The following is a 16,208-nucleotide window of genomic DNA, read 5'->3' as shown; positions in this document are numbered from 1 at the left end:
TCGTGGATCATCGAGAGGTACGCCGCCTGGCGGAGCAGTCTGCCAACTTCGGGTTCTTGGCGGACCATCCGCTGCTGGTCTGGTACGGCGCCGGGGCGGAACTGCTCGTCTACGTCGACGCGCAGTCGGCGATGTTCAAGGCCCGCGCGTTCGGTGACGTCCTCGCCCGGGACCTGGTACGGCGTACCCAGGTCACCCCGGCCAAGGACACCTTCTTTCACCAGGTGCAGGCGTTGCACACCTCGGGTGCCGTCACCGCGAAGGTCTACGCCGCCTTCGACCGCCTGCGGGACACCGGCAACCGGGCGGTCCACGACCACCTCGGCGAGGTCCGTGAGGCACTGGCGCTGCTGCGGACCTGTTTCGAGCTGGGCGTCTGGTACCACCGGGCGTTGACCGACGACCGTTCCCCGCGTGGCTTCGTGCCCCCGACCCCGCCTCCGGCGCAGGTCCCGGTGTCGATTGCCGAGGGGCTGCGCGCCGAGATCGAACGGTACAAGCAGGAGCTTGCCCAGACGAAGCTGTTGCTGGACGGGCAACCGTCGCTGGCGCTGGCCCAGGCCGCCGCGACGGATGCCGCCGAGCAGGCGGTGCGGGACGCCGACGCCCGACGCCCGCAGGCCGCCGCGTTGGTCGCCAGTCTCGAACCGGCCGCCGAGGCGGCGCAGCAGGCATTCGACAGTGCGCAGCCGGTGACGGTGTCCGCCGCCAAGCGGGAGGATTTCATCGCCCGCGCCCGCCGCGCCTCCCAGGAGCCGCTGAACGAGGCGCAGACCCGGGTCGAGATCGACCGTCAGCTCACCGCCGCCGGTTGGCAGGTCCAGGACGAGAACCAGCTCAACCTGTACGCGGGCGTCGGTGTCGCGGTGCGCGAGGTGACCCTGGCGACGGGCCGCGCCGACTATCTGCTCTATGTCAACCAGCGGCTGGTCGGGGTGATCGAGGCCAAGCGGGAGGGCACCGCCCCGCGTGGGGTGGAGGCGCAGCTCGACCGCTACCTCAACGGGTTGACCGCCGAGCAGCGGCTCAGCGCGTGGCGGCGGGAGGCGGCACTGCCGTTCGGATACGTCGCCACCGGCACGGAGACCGCTTTCGTCAACCAGCTCGACCCGTTTCCGCGTACCCGGGAGGTGTTCGCGTTCCATCGGCCGGAGACGCTCGCCCGGTGGATGCGGGAGGCGGACGACGAGCCGGAGGCCCCGACGCTGCGTGCCCGGCTGCGCCGGATGCCGGCGCTGGACCGGCTGGGTCTGCGCCCGGCGCAGATCGACGCGGTCGACGGCCTGGAACGCTCGCTGGCCGATGCCCGGCCCCGGGCGTTGATCCAGATGGCGACCGGGGCGGGCAAGACCTTCACCGCGGTCACCAGCAGCTACCGGCTGCTCAAGCACGCCCGTGCCCGCCGCATCCTGTTCCTGGTCGACCGGAACAACCTCGGCAAGCAGACCCTGCGCGAGTACGCCGGCTACCAGACCCCCGACGACGGGCGGAAGTTCACCGAGCTGTACACGGTGGACCGGCTCTCCGGGGTCGGCCTGCTGGACTCGTCGAACGTGGTGATCTCCACGATCCAGCGCCTCCACGGGGCGCTGCGCGGCGTCGAACTACCCGACGTCGACCTGGACGACCGGGCGTACGACAGCTACGACCTGGACTCCCCGGCCGAGGTGGGTTACAACCCGCAATTGCCGCCGGAGACGTTCGACCTGATCGTGGTGGACGAGTGTCACCGCTCGATCTATGGCAAGTGGCGTGCCGTGATCGAGTATTTCGACGCCTTCGTGGTGGGGCTGACCGCGACGCCGGTGAAGCAGACCCTCGGCTTCTTCCAGCAGAACCTGGTGTCCGAATACACCTACGAGCAGGCGGTCGCCGACGGGGTGAACGTCAACTTCGACGTCTACCGGATCAAGACCGAGATCACCGAGGGCGGGCAGAAGATCGAGGCCGGCACGGTCGTGCCGCTGCGCGACCGCCGCACCCGCGCCGAGCGCTACCAGGAGCTGGAGGACGACTTCACGTACGCGGGCCGCCAGGTCGGCCGGTCGGTGATCTCGAAGGGGCAGTTGCGGCTGGTGCTGGAGACCTTCCGCGAGCGGCTGTTCACCGAGATCTTCCCCGGCCGTTCCACGGTGCCCAAGACGCTGATCTTCGCGCGTGACGACAACCACGCCGAGGAGATCGTCGCCATGGTCCGGGAGGTGTTCGGGCGCGGCAACGAGTTCGCCAGAAAGATCACCTATTCCTCCCGGCGGGACGGCGACAACCCCGACACCCTCATCCAGGCGTTCCGCAACAGCCCGGAGATGCGGGTCGCGGTCACCGTCGACATGATCGCCACCGGCACCGACGTACGCCCGCTGGAGTGTGTGTTCTTCCTCCGGCCGGTGCGCAGCGCCACCTACTTCGAGCAGATGAAGGGGCGTGGGGCACGCACCATCGACCCGGCCGACTTCCAGTCCGTCACCCCGGACGCCCAGGTGAAGGACCGGTTCGTCATCGTCGACGCGGTAGGCGTCACCGAGGCCGACCTGGACGAGGCGGTGCCGCTGCAACGGCACACCGAACAGCAGATCTCGCTGCGTGACCTGCTGCGCAAGGCCGGCACCCTCACCGCCGACGCCAACGAGGTGGCCACCCTGGCGTCCCGGTTGTCCCGCCTCGACCGGCAACTCACCGACGACGAACGCGCCGAGTTGGCGGAGCTGGGCGGGCAGCCGCTCACCGGCATCGTCCGGGGCCTGGTCGACGCCGTCGCCCCCGAACAGCTCAACCCGGCGACCCAGGCCGGGCCGGACGCCGTCCGTGACCTGCTGGCCGGGGCGCTGCGCCCGTTGGCTGCGAACCCGCAGCTCCGCGACCGCATCCTGGAGATCCGCCGCGCCCACGACATCACCATCGACGAGGTCAACGTCGACAAGCTGGTGTCGGCGGCCGGGGTGCCCGCCGCCGAACGCGCCCAGGTGACCGTGCGGAGCTGGCACGACTACCTGGAACAGCACCGCGACGAGATCACCGGGTTGCAGGTGTTCTACGAGGGCAAGGGCCGGGTCAGCTACGAACAGCTCAAGGAGCTCGCGGCCCGGATCGCCCGGCCCCCGCAGGCGTGGACCCCGGAGTCGCTGTGGCAGGCGTACGTGCTGCTCGGCCGCACCGCCGAGCAGTCCGGGGCGCGCGGGGTGACCGACCTGGTCGCCCTGATCCGCTACGAACTGGGCCACGACCAGGAATTGCGTCCATTTCGTACGGCCACAGAGGAGCGTTTCCGTGGGTGGCTGCTGCGGCAACAGCAGGCGGGCGCTACCTTCACTGCCGATCAGGTGTGGTGGCTGGAGAGGATCAAGGACGTGATAGCGGTCAGCGTGGAGATCACCCCCGACGACCTGGAAGGGGCACCCTTCACCGAACGCGGCGGCATCGACGGGTACGCGGGCGCCTTCGGCAACCGCGCCGAACCCCTCCTCACCGAACTCAACCAGGAGCTGTCCGCGTGACCGACCTACCGCCCGGTTGGGTGCGGGTGAGACTCGACGAGGTAGCTGAGGTTCGTCTCGGCCGTCAGCGCTCCCCAAAGAACCACATCGGTACACAAATGCGCCCCTATTTACGGGCAGCGAACGTAGATTGGAATGGCCTTAAGCTTGACGACGTCAAGCAGATGAACTTCACAGATGGCGAAGCGGAAATCTATAGGCTTCGCCAAGGGGATATCGTCCTCAGTGAAGCATCTGGAAGCCCCGGTGAGGTTGGTAAGCCAGCCCTTTGGAGTGGGGAGATCGAAGATTGCTGCATTCAGAATACCTTACTTCGAGTTCGGAGCTATGGTCCAGATCCTCGATTCCTACTTCACCTTCTGCGCCATGAGGCAATTCGAGGTGCCTTTGTAGAACCCTCGCGAGGGGTTGGCATCCACCATATTGGTGCTGCTCGCTTGTCGTCGTGGCCGTTGCTGTTGCCGCCGCTCGCCGAGCAGCGCCGAATTGTCGCGGCTGTGGAGGGGTATCTGTCGAAGATCGAGGAGGCGGATGCTTGTCTCGATTCTGCCTTAGCGAAGTTGGCGTCCCACCGTCAAGCAACTGCAACAACCGCAGTCCGTGGTTCACTTGTATCGAATGACTCGGCTGCTGTTTCCGCGAATCATCTAGTAGAGAAAATTGCCGGGCAGGGCGGAATTCTTTCCGAAGGTGACTGGGCTGTTCCTGCTTCGTGGGTGTGGTCGACTCTAGGAGACCTCTTCGAGATTTTTGTTGGCTTTACTCCGAGTAGGTCGGATTCGACACTGTGGCAGGGCGATGTGCCGTGGGTGTCAAGCGGGGAGGTCGCTTTTGGGCGAATTCAGGGCACGAGAGAGAAAATCGCTCTGCAAGCTATTGGCAATACTGCTACCAGGCTGCACCCTCCGGGTACCTTGCTTCTCGCTATGATTGGGGAAGGTAAAACACGGGGTCAGGTGGCGATCCTTGACATCGAAGCTGCCCATAACCAAAATTGTGCTTCAATTCGCGTGTCAAAAACTCCAATCCTCCCCGAGTACGTATACATTTTTCTGATGGCGCGATATGACCAGACGCGGCGTGCTGCTGCGGGTGGAAATCAGCTTGCCTTGAATCGAGGTATGATTCGCGAAATCCGGATTCCAGTTCCCCCGGTTGAAGAGCAGGTGCGGATCGTTGAAGTTGCGCACGAGGCGTTCTCTGCAAATGATCGTTTAGTCCTTGAACTGGGGCGTGCGGTAAAACGATCCGCAGGACTGGTGTCCTCGTTGTTGGCGGAGGCGTTCGCCGGGCGGCTCGTGCCGCAGGATCCGGACGACGAGCCGGCCGCTGAACTGCTCGCCCGGATCAGGGCCGAGCGGGCGGCCACCATCCCGAAGCAGCGGACGCGCTCCCGGCGTACCCCCAGGGAGTTGGCGGCACCGCCGACCAGGGTGACCGGCGACGACTACCAGCAGGAGACCTTGCCACTGTGAGCACTGTGGATTCGCGCCGTCTGGTGCAGAAGCTCTGGAACTACTGTGACGTGCTGCGCGACGACGGCGTGTCGACCATCGATTATGTGGAGCAGTTGACCTATTTGCTGTTCCTCAAGATGGCCGACGAGCGGGCCAACCGGACGTTCCGGCCGGAGCAGATCGTCCCCGACGAGCTGAGCTGGCAGACCCTGCTGGACGCCGAGGGCGACGACCTGGAGGTGCAATACCGGCACATCCTCACCGGGCTGGCCCGGGAGGGTGGCACCCTCGGCACCATCTTCCGCAAGGCGCAGAACAAGATCCAGGACCCGGCGAAGCTCAAGCGGCTGATCGTCGACCTGATCGACAAGCAGGAATGGTCGGGCACCGGGGTCGACGTCAAGGGCGACGCCTACGAGGAGTTGCTGGCCAAGGGCGCGGAGGACGCGAAATCCGGCGCGGGGCAATACTTCACCCCGCGTGCGTTGACCGCCGCGATGGTCGACTGCATGCTGCCCACCCCCGACGACACGATCACCGACCCGGCCTGCGGCACCGGCGGGTTCCTGCTCGCCGCCTACGACCACATCCAGCGTCACCACGGCAGCACCCTCACCCCCGACCAGCGGCGACGGCTCGCCCACGGCGCGATCACCGGCACCGAGCTGGTCGACGGCACCGCCCGGCTGGCGGCGATGAACATGCTGCTGCACGGCATCGGCACCCCCAACGGCCCGTCGCTGATCACCGTGCGCGACGCACTCGGCCGGGAGCCTGACCAGCGGGTCAGCCTGGTGCTCGCCAACCCGCCGTTCGGGCGCAGCTCGTCGATCCGGATGGTGGGGGAGGACGGCCGCTCCTCCCGCGAGGAACGCGAGATCGAACGCGCCGACTTCTGGGCCACCACCGCCAACAAGCAGCTCAACTTCGTCCAGCACATCGCCGCGCTGTTGGAGATCGACGGCCGGGCGGCGGTCGTCCTGCCCGACAACGTGCTGTTCGAAGGCGGCGCGGGGGAGACCATCCGCCGCCGGCTGCTCAAGCAGTACGACCTGCACACCATGCTGCGCCTGCCCACCGGCATCTTCTACGCCGGTGGTGTCAAGGCCAACGTGCTGTTCTTCGAGCGCAAGCGCGCCCGCGAACAACCCTGGACCCAAAACCTCTGGGTGTACGACTTCCGCACCAACCAGCACTTCACGCTCAAGCAGAACCCGCTGCGCCGGGAGCACCTCCAGGACTTCGTCGACTGCTACCTGCCCGGCAAGGACCGCTCCGAGCGGGTGCCGACCGAGCGCTTCCGCGCGTTCTCCTATGACGAGCTGATCGCGCGCGACAAGGTGAACCTGGACATCACCTGGCTCAAGGACGCCTCCCTGGAGGACGCCGACGCGCTGCTGCCACCCGAGGTGATCGCCCAGGAGATCGTCGAGGACCTCCAGGCGGCCCTACGCGAGTTCGCCGCCATCGCCGAAGCCCTCGGCGCGACAGGCTCCCGGGTCGACGCCGACTGAGCCGTGCAGGCGCACCGCTGGGGAAAAGCGTAGGCGTGCTGGTGGCCCTCCCGGTAGGGTCGCCAGCGCGTACCGTACCGGCCGGTCAGTGGCGTGTTGCCCGGTGGCCTGTCCGTCTTCCTTCCGGGCGCACCAGCTCGCCGCCCATCCGATGTCGTCGTGCTCAGCAGAGCCGGAGGTCCCCACCATGGCCGGTAAGACCTATCAGGTCATCGTGCGCGGCAAGTTCGCGCCGCTCGGCGACGTGCAGCGTGCCGCGCTGCTCGCGAGAGCCGATGAGCATGAGGTGTTCCGGGCGAAGTTCACCGAAGAGGGCACGGTGACCTATGAGCGGTCCCTGCTCGCGTTCACCTTCCGCTGCCTGATCCCGGCCACCGAGGAGGACGGGGAGGCGGTCGTGATCGGGCGGGCGGAAACGCTTGCCGCAGCAGCCGTCGCGGCACTCGGTGTCGACCACCGTGACCTCCGGTCGGTGGCGACCGACCTCGACGACATCAAGATCCGCCACCGGGCACGCGGGTAGCCGGTCGGACCCGGTCATCGGCATGCACATGCGTGGGGCTGCCCGGCTGGCCGCCGCTTCCGCAGCGCTCCCGGTGGTGACGCGTAAACGCCGGGCGGGCCGATCCAGGGAATCCCAGGATCGGCCCGCCGCAGTGGTCGTGACCTGATCAGTCGCCGCTCAGGAGGTGACGCCCCGGACGTTGGTCTTCGCATAGATCCAGTCAGCGACGAGCGCGGTCGGCACCGCGTTCGTGTAGGCCTGCTCGTCCCCGGTGGAGACGACACCTCGGATCAGACTTCCGTCCCAGACCCCCGCGCCGGAATCGCCCTTTGCGGTTACTCCGTTGATCCTCTTGATCTGGAAGACGTCGGCAACGGAGGACTCGACCTTCATCGAGCAGACCTTCAGTGACGGGCTGGGGCCGGTGCCGGTCCGGCTTTCGCGGCCCCAGCCGCGCACGGCCACGTTCACGCCGGCTTTGATGATCCCAGGGCCGGCACTGTATTTGACGATGTTCTGTGTCTGCTTGACCGGCCCGGCAAGGTGCAGGATGGCGATGTCGTAGCCCTTCTCCGCCGCCGCGTAACCGTCGACAGCGATCTGCTGACCCTGTTTCGGGGCTCGGTTCCCGGTCCAGATGCGCATGCTGGTAATCGGACTGACCAGGCAGTGTTCTGCGGTCAGCACGTATCTTTCGCCGATCAGGGAACCCGTGCACTGGAACGACGCGCCGTTGTTGATCCAGATGTTCACCTGGCCCGTCAGGTTGCCACTGGTGGTGCCGTCGATGATTGCGCTCGCCGGTTGCCCGACCATGACGGCAAGCAGCGTGGTTGTCAGCGTCACGGCCACGGCGGCAAGGCGCCTGCCTGCGAAGAAGGTGGATCTGGGCAGCATTGTGCTCCTCGGGCAGGCTTTGCGTGGGCCATGGACGCGGTTGGCGTGGGCCGGCAGAAGGGAGCGTAGGGGAGGCCAATCCGGCAAACAAGATCAGCTATGTGCCGGCCCCAAGATTTAACAATCCGGGGGTACGCCGTTCCGGGTCGGCGGTACGGGACATGCCTGGGGGAACGAAGGGCGACCACCTGCCACGTGCGATGGAAGACATCCGCGTCGAGCACGTCGAACGGGCCGGCGGGGAACAGGGGAGTCGGAGCCGGCAAACAGGAGCTGCGCAACGCCCAGCTCCGACACCGTCCTGCCGAGACGGGCCACCCCGCGACGCGCCGTTCCGCCGTACGCGCGCTGTTCGTCTCGTCGCTGGCGAAGGCCGGCCCTCGGTCTTCTTCGTGGAGAGTTCTTGTCGCCAGGGCGACAAGAACTCTCCACAATCACTGTTGACCTCCGACGGCGGGGACGTTGCCGTGGGCGTCCGACCCACTCCCGCCAAGATCCGACTGTGTCGCGTACGTCGTGAGTGCCGGCGACGAACGGTCGTGCGCCGAGGTGCGGCCGGTCACTCCGGGGTGTCGTCCTCGGTGGGGCGCGGCGGCCGGTGCTTCGTGATCCACTCTTCGACGTCCTCGGCCAGCCACACCTTCATGCCGCGTAGCTCCTGGTAGGGCCGCGGGAAGGTGGGATGCCGGGTGAGCTGCTGGAACCGCTGCCGCGAGACACCCATCCGCTGGGCGATCTCGTACGGACCCATCAGCAGCACCGGGTCACGACTCATGTGGCTGACGGTAGCGAGTCGCCTACTTTGCGATCGGCTATTGCCATCTGACTAAACCTCCACCAGGGACCGTGTCGGTATGTCACGACGAGTGTCCTACCACGAGTATCTGCTCGCCACGGCGATGACGTTGGCGCGGCGGCACCGGCCGGCGTGGTCGTGGCGGCGGTGGCGGTTCGTCTGCCGGTGCGGCAACGAACTGCCCTGCCGTTACCGGCACCGCATCCCGATCAACCAGCGGCACTGGCCGGGCCAGGAGGGGCCGCGATGATCGCGCTGCGGGCCGGGGTGCTGGTGCAGGTGACGCGGAAGGCGAGCCCGCAGTTCGTCAGGCCGATCCTGTTCCGCCTGATCCGGGTCCGCACCGAGTGGATCACGTACGACGGTTGGGCCTGGCTCGACGGCTACCAGATCAACGCCAAGGGTGACGCGGTGGCCCGCCGCTCGATCTACGTCCAGCCGGCCGAACTCCAGCTCCCGAGCCCGGCTCAGAGTCGCCCCGGGCCGGTCCCCACCTCCCGGATCGTTCCTTCGCCGCGACCCGCGCCGCCCGGTGTCCGGAGGAGTCGACCACGGCAACCTAATCGAGATACGTCGATTGACAGAAGTTTGTCCGATCGAGACACTGGTTGAAACATAACCGTGCGTGCGCGGCGTCGTGCCGTCGATGCGGGAGGACCAGATGAGGCTCGTACACCGGCGGCCCCTGCTCGCGGGAGCGCTTGCCGCCGCCACCCTGGTCGGCGTCGTCGGGGTCGCCACCTCGGCCTCCGCCGCCACCGGCTGCCGGGTGACCTACACGGTCTCCAGCCAGTGGAACGGCGGGTTCGGGGCCAACGTCGCCGTCACCAACCTCGGTGACCCGCTCAACGGTTGGCAGCTCACCTGGTCGTTCACCGCCGGGCAGCAGATCACCCAGTACTGGAACGGCACCGTCACCCAGAACGGCGGCCGGGTCACCGTCGGCAACACCACCTGGAACGCCGCACTCGGCACCGGGGCGAGCACGTCGTTCGGCTTCAACGGCTCGTGGAACAACGCCAGCAACCCGGCACCGACCGACTTCGCGCTCAACGGCACCCCCTGCACCGGCAGCACCACGCCCACGACACCGACCACGCCCACCCCGGGCACCCCGCCACCCACCACGCCGCCGCCCACCCCGACCACCCCGCCGCCGAGCACCCCACCGCCACCCACCCCGAGCACCACCCCGAGCGGCGCGGAGGCGACCATCGTGCCCGACCCGTCCTGGACCTGCGGCCGGTCCGCCGGCATCGTGCCCCCGACCCGTGGCCGGCTGGTCTTCCGCGCCACCGCCCAACTCGGCGCGATCCGCGACGTCGGCGTCACCCAGTACGGCCACCGCCGCATCCTCGACATCAGGGGCGGCACGATCACCGGGGACCGGATCAACGGCACCATCCTCACCGGCGGCCTCGACCTCGAACTCACCCTCGGCACCGGCGCGACCGAGCTGGAACAGGTCGCCATCCTGCGCACCGGCGACGGCACCCCCATCTACCTGCGCACCTGCGGTGTCGCACCGGCCGGCGAGTCCACCGTGCGGATCGTGCCCGACTTCGAGGCCCCGAACTCCAGCGCGTACGCCTGGTTGAACACCGGGACGTACGTCGGCACCCGGACCGTCGACACCGCGACGAACACCCTCACCCTGGCCGTGTACGACGTCGCCGGGGTGTCCCCGGCCGACCCGCGCGTGCAGCTACGCGACCCGGCCGGGACGGCCAACCAGTCGTGGGACTGCCTGACCGGCAGCGGCACCCGGGGCTCGGCGGTGTTCACCGAGACCGTCACGCTCGGGGCCAGCGTCTCGGTCGGGGCCAGCAAGCGCGGCACCCGCAACATCATCCCCATCACCGGCGGCACCATGACCGGCCGGGTGACCGGGACCGTCCTGCCCGGCGGGGCGGACTACCAGCTCATCGGCGCGACCAGCACGCTCGACGCCCGGTACGTGCTGTCCACCAACGACCGGGAGCTGATCCTGGTCCGCAACTGCGGGGCGTTCGGCCGGCTGGTGCCGACGTTCGAGGCCCGCGCCGCCGGCCCGTACGCCTTCCTCAACGCCAACACCTGGCTCAGCTCCGACCCGGGCTCCGCCCCCGGCGGCGTGAGCATCACCTTCTACGAACGCCGCTAGCGCGGGGGAGGGTGCCCGCCCCTCCGCCCCGACGCCCGGCCCCGTCCCACGGTCCCCCTGGTGGGGCGGGGCCGGGTGGCACCGCTCAGGTGTCCAGCGCCAACCGGGCCACCTCGTCGGCGCACCCCCAGGACAGCGTCACCCCGGCACCCCCGTGGCCGTACGCGTGCACCAGCCGCCGCCCCGGCGCGGCCCGCACCGCCACCCTCGGCCCACCGTGCCGGGCCGGCCGCAACCCGACCCGCACCCCCAGCACGGGGGCGTCGGCCAGCTCCGGCACCAGCGCCACGCACCGGGCCCGGATCGCCGCCGAGGTGGCCGGGTCGGGCCCGGTGTCCCACTCGTCCGGCTCGAAGGTGCCGCCGAGCACCACGTCGTGCCGGCGCGGGTGCACGTAGGTGATCCCGGCCGGGTTCTCCTCGTCGCGGACCGAGGTGGTCAGGCCCGGATTCGCCACCAGCACCAGGTGCCCGCGTACCGGGTGCACCGCCGGGTCGTCGGCGAGTCGGCCGGCGGCCAGGCCGGTGGCGTTGACCACGGTCGGGGCGAGGGCGAAGCCGTCGTCGAGGCGGTCGAGCCGACCGGCCCGGAGCACCCCACCGGCGGCCGTGAACCGGTCCCGCAGCCAGTCCAGATAGGGCGACATCTCCACCGTCGGGGCGGTGAACCGCAGCTGCGCCGCGTACGGGCCGAAGCCCGGCCCGGTCACCAGGTCGCCGGTCGCCGCCGCCCACCACGGCGGGCCCACCCCCGGCCGGCGCAGCAGCATCCGGGTCGGCCGGGCCACCACCCCGGGCACCCCGGCGGTGGCCTGCCGGCCCAGCTCCGTATGCGTGTCGGTGGCCCAGCGCAGCACCCGGGGGTCGGCGTCGGTGTGGCTGGGATACCAGACGGCGGCGGCCACCGCCGACACCGTGTCGGCGGGCGGGTCGGCGGTCAGCAGCGTCACCCGTACGCCCCGCTCCCGCAGCCGCACCGCCGCCGTCAACCCGATGATCCCGCCCCCGACCACCAGCACGTCCGTGTCCATCGTCGACCTCCCCGTCGGTGCCGCCCGCAGTTCGGACGACCGGACCTGGATCGTCTCCCCGACCCGACGGACCGGTCCAAGACAGAATCGGCGGCCGGCGATAAGTGCCGCTTATGCTCCCTGGATGGGGGCACCACCGATCACCGGTCCGACCCGACCGGACCACGACCGGGACCGGCCGGACCCAGGGCGGGACGGGTGGGACCTGCGCCGGTGGCGGTACTTCGTGGTGCTCGCCGACGAGCTGCACTTCACCCGGGCCGCCGCCCGGCTGCGGATCGCCCAACCGGCGCTCAGCCAGCAGATCCGCGCCCTCGAACGGCAGCTCGGGGTGACCCTGCTGCACCGGGACAGTCACGGCTGCACGCTGACCGGGGTGGGCGCGCAGGTGGCAGGTGAGGCCCGTCGGCTGCTCGCCGAGGTGGATGCCGCCACCGCCCGCATCCGGGACCTGGTCGGTGGGCGCGGCGGTCGCCTGCGGTTGGCTTACACCCGCTCGGCCCGGGGTGGTCGGGTGGACGCGCTGGTGGCCCGGTTCCGGGCGGCGCACCCCGAGGTGGAGGTCGTCCCCGAGACCGGCTGGACCGCACCCAACGTGACCGGGCTGCTCACCGGTCGACTCGACGTCGCCTTCGTCCGTCCGCCGCTACCGGAGGCGGGGCTGACCTGCCACCCCGTCGACCGGGAGGAGTTGCTGCTGGCGGTGCCGGTGGGGCATCCGCTCGCGGCCGGCCGGGCCCGGGTGCGCCGGGCCGAGGTGGTCGGGCTGCCCGCGGTGATGTGGCCCCGGGCGAACGGCCCCGGCATGTTCGACCGCACCATCGCCCAGGTGTGGCCCGACGGCGGTTTCCACCTGGTCCGCCAGGAACCCGACGACGAACAGTTGCTGCGCGCGGTGGCCGGCGGCGACGTGGTCGCGGCCGTCCCGGCCGGCCGGGCCCGTGCCCTGAAGGTTCCGGGGGTACGCCTGCGGCGCTTCGCCGCCCCGGTGCCGACCGTCGACGTGGCCCTGGCCTGGCGGACCGGCACCACCGACCCGGCCGTCCGTCGGCTCGTCGCCCTGCTCGCCACCTGCTGATCCGTCAGGCGTCGTCGTCGCGTCGGATCCTGCGGGGGTGTGGACCCGTTCGCCGGCGCAGTTTCGCCGCCATTGCTCGACGAACCCGGCACACTCGGACGGATATCCGACAATGGACGGTCCCGACGTTTCTGCCGGTGAATATGAATCGCCGAGCGCATTCGCGGCGAGTAATGTGCTGCCTCCCACGGCCCGTACGAACCGCCGTGTTCGTGGAATCGTCCCACTCTGCTCGTGGGTGGTTCGGCCGTGCCCATGGAATCGTCCCGCCGTTTCGGCAGGTGACGCTGTAGTCGAGGAGCCCTGACGTGTCCGACATGGACAGCGCCCCGCAGCCCGGACCCGAAGTCGACCCCGCCCCGGCCCGGAACGTGCCACCGGCCGGGTCGCCGACCGCGCCGACCGCCGGGTCGCCGACCGCGCCGACCGCCGGGGCGGTGGCCGGGTCGCCCGCCGACGAATCCGGGGACCGGTTCGCCCACCGCCCGCCCGGCTACCCGAGCGCCCTGGTCTGGTTGCGCGCCGGCATCCTGCGGGACTGGCGGGGCGTGCTCGGCTCGTTCCTGGCCACCTGGTTCTACGTGCCGTTGGCGCTGGTGGCAGCCGTCTGGGGCGGCCTCGCCCTCGGCCTCTACGGGCTGATCGCCGGGGGCACCCAGTCCGAGGAGGCGGTGCCGGCGCTGCTGCGGGACGCCCCGCTGGTCGGGCCGCTGCTGGAAGCCTTCGTGGCACGTTCCGGCGGGGTGGTCGGCGGGTTCGCCGGGTTCGCGCTCGGTGCCCTGGTCGGTTTCCTGGCCATCCTGGTGCTGCCCTGGCGCAACGCCTTCGACGAGCCGGCGAACCTCTTCACCGGCCTGGCCGGGATGGTGGTCGCCGCCGGCCTCGTCGGGCTGCTCTACACCGTCGGGCGGGTGCTGCTGGAACCGTGGCTGCTGGGGGTCTCCGGAGCGCGTCTGCTCAGCCGTCGCGAGGCCGAACGGCTGCGTCCGCTGCTGAGCGACTGCGCGGCCCGGCTCGGCCTGCCCGGTGAACCCCGGCTGCTGATCGAGGACGACCCGGTGCTGACCAACGCCCGCGCGTACGCCCGGCACGTGGTGGTGAGCACCGCCGTACTCGACTGCACCGACGAGGAGATCGCCGCGCTACTCAGCCACGAACTGGTGCACTGGCGCACCGGCGACGAGGTGACCAGCGCGTTCATCCGCGGTGTCGGCCTGCCGCTGGTGCTGGTGCATGCGCTGCCGGCCTGGCTGATGCGCCGGTTCCCGCACCCGGCCACCGACTTCGTGGTGTTCCTGTTCTTCTGGCCGGTGCTGCTCACCATGCGCTACCTGGTCCTGCCCTGCCACCGCCGGGACGTCCGGGCCGCCGAGTACCGGGCCGACACCGGCGCGGTGCTCGCCGGGCACCGGGAGGGGATGCGCGCCATGCTGGAGCGGCGGCGCTCCTTCGAGACCGGGCGCAGCGGCTGGGACGAGGCGGTCTGCGCCACCCACCCGCCGTCCGAGCTGCGCCTGGACCGGCTGGACCACCCCGTCCCCGACCCGGCCACCGACCGCGCGGCCACCGCACGCGGCCTCGACGAGCTGTTCGGCGGTACGACGGGTGCGACGGTCGGTTCCCGCCGGGCGCTACTGCTGGTCGGCGCGTTGGTGCTGGTGAGCTGCCTCGGCGGGGGGTTGACGGCGACCCAGTGGGCGTTCTTCCGTCCCCAGGCGGCCGTCAGCGACTACTTCGCGGCCCTGGACGACCACGACGCCCCCGAGGCGCTCGAACGGCTCACCCCCGGCGTGCGGGCGGCGCTGGGCGACAGCGGGCAGCTCGCCCGGATGGTGGCGGCGAAGGACTACCGCCCGCCCACCGACGTCTCCGTGACGGGGGTGGAACGCGACGGCGACGAGGCGGTCGCGACGGTCGCCTACACCCTCGCCGGGCGGAAGCTGACCGCCGAGCTGCCGTTGCGCCGCGACGACTCCGCCGTGCTCGGGCTGTTCCACCGCTGGCACCTCGACGCCGCCCCGGCGACCCTGACCCTGCCCGGCGGCCCGGCCCCGCTGACCGTCAACGGGGTGCCCGCACCCACCGGTGAGGAGGGGGTGGCGGTACCGCTGCTGCCCGGGGCGTACACGGTCGCGGGGGAGAGCAACGCGCTCAGCGAGACGGCGCCCCGGGTGGTCTACGTCGTACCCGGGCAGCAGAGCGTGAGCGGCGCGGAGCTGACGCCCACCCTGCGACCCGAGGCGCTGGCGGCGGCGGAACAGAGCGTGCGGTCCTACCTGGACGGCTGCGCGGCGCAGGCGGTGGCCGCGCCACCGGGCTGCCCGCTGCGCTACTACAGCGGCGGTTCGACGGTGAAGAAGATCGCCTGGAAGATCACCGAATACCCGAGGATCGAGCTGACCCTGACCGGCCCGACCACCGCGCGGGTCTCCACCGCGTACGAGTCGCAGGGGTCGGCGCGGGCCACCGGCAGCACCGTCGGCTACTTCGGGACCACCCCGTTCAGCGACACCCAGACGGTCGGGGTCAGCGGTGTGCTGTCGGTGGTCGACGGCAAGCTGACCTTCCAACCCGGTGACGACTGAGCCGGCGTGTGCCGACTGAGCCACCCGGTGTCGACGGTGCCGTCCGGTGCCGGGTCGCACCGTGGCGACGACTGATAGGGAGATCGAGATGACCGCCCCCCGTTCCACCGCCCCGGCCCGGCTGGTGCTGGCCCCGCGTGCCGCCGGGCCGCACCGGGTGCCGCTGCTGGCCTGGCTGCACCGCGACCCGCGCTACCGGGCCCTGGTCCGCGACGCAGGCCCGGGGGGCGGGGCCGGTGGCCGGGCCGGTTTCAGCGACGCGGTGATCATCGCGGTGGTGGCCCAGGGGTTGCTGCCCGGCCTGTTCAACCTGGTGCAGAGCTGGGTGGACCAGCAGCGGACCGAGGTGAGCATCCGGCTCCAGGTGGGCGACTCCGAGGTGGAGATCCAGGTCAACGGCCGTACCGACGCGGCGAAGCTGTTCGACGAGGCCCAGCGGGCGCTGCGCCCGACCGACCCCGGCAACGAGATCACCCCCGGCGGCTGACCCACCGCCACCCTGCCCCGAGCCGACCCGGGCCCCGGGCCCGCCCGCCCCCGGGCCCGCCCGGCGTGCGGCGCTCGGCGCGTCGGGGCTCAACGAGGGGGGCGATGTAGCGGCATCCGCAGCTTGGGATGCCGCTACATCGCCCCCCGCCTGTGGCCGGCGCGGGGGGTGGAACCGGGGTGCGGTGCGCTGCCGGGGCGGAAAACACAAAACTCCCGTCGG

General features: G+C 70.3%; 13 protein-coding genes. 10 read left to right on the top strand and 3 right to left on the bottom strand.

All coding sequences use genetic code 11. The features are described from left to right. Positions 1–2: 2 nt before the first annotated feature. The 4 genes from AB0K25_RS04575 to AB0K25_RS04560 all read left to right on the top strand — a co-directional run bounded on the left by AB0K25_RS04575 (position 3) and on the right by AB0K25_RS04560 (position 6,988). The gene (locus AB0K25_RS04575; RefSeq protein ID WP_363818435.1) at positions 3–3,494 is read left to right on the top strand and encodes a DEAD/DEAH box helicase family protein; all 3,492 of its coding nucleotides are present in this window, start codon (positions 3–5) and stop codon (positions 3,492–3,494) included. 26 nt (positions 3,495–3,520) lie between these two features. Next, positions 3,521–4,969, top strand: a complete 1,449-nt coding sequence (locus AB0K25_RS04570) for a restriction endonuclease subunit S (RefSeq protein ID WP_363818432.1) — start codon at positions 3,521–3,523, stop codon at positions 4,967–4,969. 5 nt (positions 4,970–4,974) lie between these two features. Beyond that, on the top strand, positions 4,975–6,465 hold the full coding sequence (locus AB0K25_RS04565; RefSeq protein WP_363818429.1) for a class I SAM-dependent DNA methyltransferase: 1,491 nt from the start codon (positions 4,975–4,977) through the stop codon (positions 6,463–6,465). Positions 6,466–6,652: 187 nt separating this feature from the next. Next, positions 6,653–6,988 carry a DUF6204 family protein gene (locus AB0K25_RS04560; RefSeq protein WP_219463836.1) on the top strand — a complete coding sequence of 112 codons (336 nt, stop codon included), beginning with the start codon at positions 6,653–6,655 and terminating at the stop codon, positions 6,986–6,988. A 159-nt stretch (positions 6,989–7,147) separates the two neighbouring features. Here the strand turns inward: AB0K25_RS04560 and AB0K25_RS04555 are convergent, their stop codons facing one another. Beyond that, positions 7,148–7,867 (bottom strand): trypsin-like serine protease, encoded by a 720-nt coding sequence (locus AB0K25_RS04555; protein ID WP_357536921.1) that lies wholly within the window; start codon positions 7,865–7,867, stop codon positions 7,148–7,150. A 559-nt stretch (positions 7,868–8,426) separates the two neighbouring features. Then, positions 8,427–8,642: a DNA-binding protein gene (locus AB0K25_RS04550; protein WP_219463832.1), complete on the bottom strand. Its 216-nt coding sequence runs from the start codon at positions 8,640–8,642 to the stop codon at positions 8,427–8,429. 79 nt (positions 8,643–8,721) lie between these two features. On the opposite strand from AB0K25_RS04550, the gene AB0K25_RS04545 reads away from it, so the two are divergent. From AB0K25_RS04545 to AB0K25_RS04535, 3 genes are read left to right on the top strand one after another with little or no spacing between them, the layout of a single operon-like run. After that, on the top strand, positions 8,722–8,913 hold the full coding sequence (locus AB0K25_RS04545; protein ID WP_219463829.1) for a hypothetical protein: 192 nt from the start codon (positions 8,722–8,724) through the stop codon (positions 8,911–8,913). After that, a complete protein-coding gene (locus AB0K25_RS04540; protein ID WP_363818831.1) occupies positions 8,913–9,275 on the top strand; it encodes a hypothetical protein in 363 nt (120 codons plus the stop codon). Before AB0K25_RS04545 ends, AB0K25_RS04540 begins: the two co-directional genes overlap by 1 nt. Before the next feature lie 49 nt (positions 9,276–9,324). Beyond that, on the top strand, positions 9,325–10,806 hold the full coding sequence (locus AB0K25_RS04535; protein WP_363818424.1) for a DUF3237 family protein: 1,482 nt from the start codon (positions 9,325–9,327) through the stop codon (positions 10,804–10,806). A gap of 85 nt (positions 10,807–10,891) precedes the next feature. Here the strand turns inward: AB0K25_RS04535 and AB0K25_RS04530 are convergent, their stop codons facing one another. Continuing rightward, entirely contained in the window at positions 10,892–11,836 is a 945-nt protein-coding gene (locus AB0K25_RS04530; RefSeq protein WP_357536917.1) for an FAD-dependent oxidoreductase, read from the bottom strand. 124 nt (positions 11,837–11,960) lie between these two features. On the opposite strand from AB0K25_RS04530, the gene AB0K25_RS04525 reads away from it, so the two are divergent. The 3 genes from AB0K25_RS04525 to AB0K25_RS04515 all read left to right on the top strand — a co-directional run bounded on the left by AB0K25_RS04525 (position 11,961) and on the right by AB0K25_RS04515 (position 15,986). Further along, positions 11,961–12,914 (top strand): LysR substrate-binding domain-containing protein, encoded by a 954-nt coding sequence (locus AB0K25_RS04525; RefSeq protein ID WP_363818421.1) that lies wholly within the window; start codon positions 11,961–11,963, stop codon positions 12,912–12,914. A 317-nt stretch (positions 12,915–13,231) separates the two neighbouring features. After that, a complete protein-coding gene (locus AB0K25_RS04520; RefSeq protein ID WP_363818828.1) occupies positions 13,232–15,499 on the top strand; it encodes a M48 family metalloprotease in 2,268 nt (755 codons plus the stop codon). Between the two features lie 88 nt (positions 15,500–15,587). Beyond that, complete coding sequence (locus AB0K25_RS04515) at positions 15,588–15,986, top strand: hypothetical protein (RefSeq protein ID WP_357536914.1); 399 nt, start codon at positions 15,588–15,590, stop codon at positions 15,984–15,986. The last annotated feature ends 222 nt before the right edge of the window (positions 15,987–16,208 follow it).

Source organism: Micromonospora sp. NPDC049257 (assembly GCF_040678915.1).
Lineage (GTDB): Bacteria > Actinomycetota > Actinomycetes > Mycobacteriales > Micromonosporaceae > Micromonospora > Micromonospora antibiotica.
Note: the sequence above shows the minus strand (reverse complement) of the source record. Positions and strands in the feature narration are given on the sequence as shown.

What these genes read in the sequence shown, in the direction of transcription:
- AB0K25_RS04530 (WP_357536917.1), bottom strand. Translation starts at nt 11,836, where the DNA reads ATGGACACGGACGTGCTGGTGGTCGGGGGCGGGATCATCGGGTTGACG.
- AB0K25_RS04560 (WP_219463836.1), top strand. Translation starts at nt 6,653, where the DNA reads ATGGCCGGTAAGACCTATCAGGTCATCGTGCGCGGCAAGTTCGCGCCG.
- AB0K25_RS04520 (WP_363818828.1), top strand. Translation starts at nt 13,232, where the DNA reads ATGGACAGCGCCCCGCAGCCCGGACCCGAAGTCGACCCCGCCCCGGCC.
- AB0K25_RS04515 (WP_357536914.1), top strand. Translation starts at nt 15,588, where the DNA reads ATGACCGCCCCCCGTTCCACCGCCCCGGCCCGGCTGGTGCTGGCCCCG.
- AB0K25_RS04555 (WP_357536921.1), bottom strand. Translation starts at nt 7,867, where the DNA reads ATGCTGCCCAGATCCACCTTCTTCGCAGGCAGGCGCCTTGCCGCCGTG.
- AB0K25_RS04545 (WP_219463829.1), top strand. Translation starts at nt 8,722, where the DNA reads ATGTCACGACGAGTGTCCTACCACGAGTATCTGCTCGCCACGGCGATG.
- AB0K25_RS04535 (WP_363818424.1), top strand. Translation starts at nt 9,325, where the DNA reads ATGAGGCTCGTACACCGGCGGCCCCTGCTCGCGGGAGCGCTTGCCGCC.
- AB0K25_RS04525 (WP_363818421.1), top strand. Translation starts at nt 11,961, where the DNA reads ATGGGGGCACCACCGATCACCGGTCCGACCCGACCGGACCACGACCGG.
- AB0K25_RS04550 (WP_219463832.1), bottom strand. Translation starts at nt 8,642, where the DNA reads ATGAGTCGTGACCCGGTGCTGCTGATGGGTCCGTACGAGATCGCCCAG.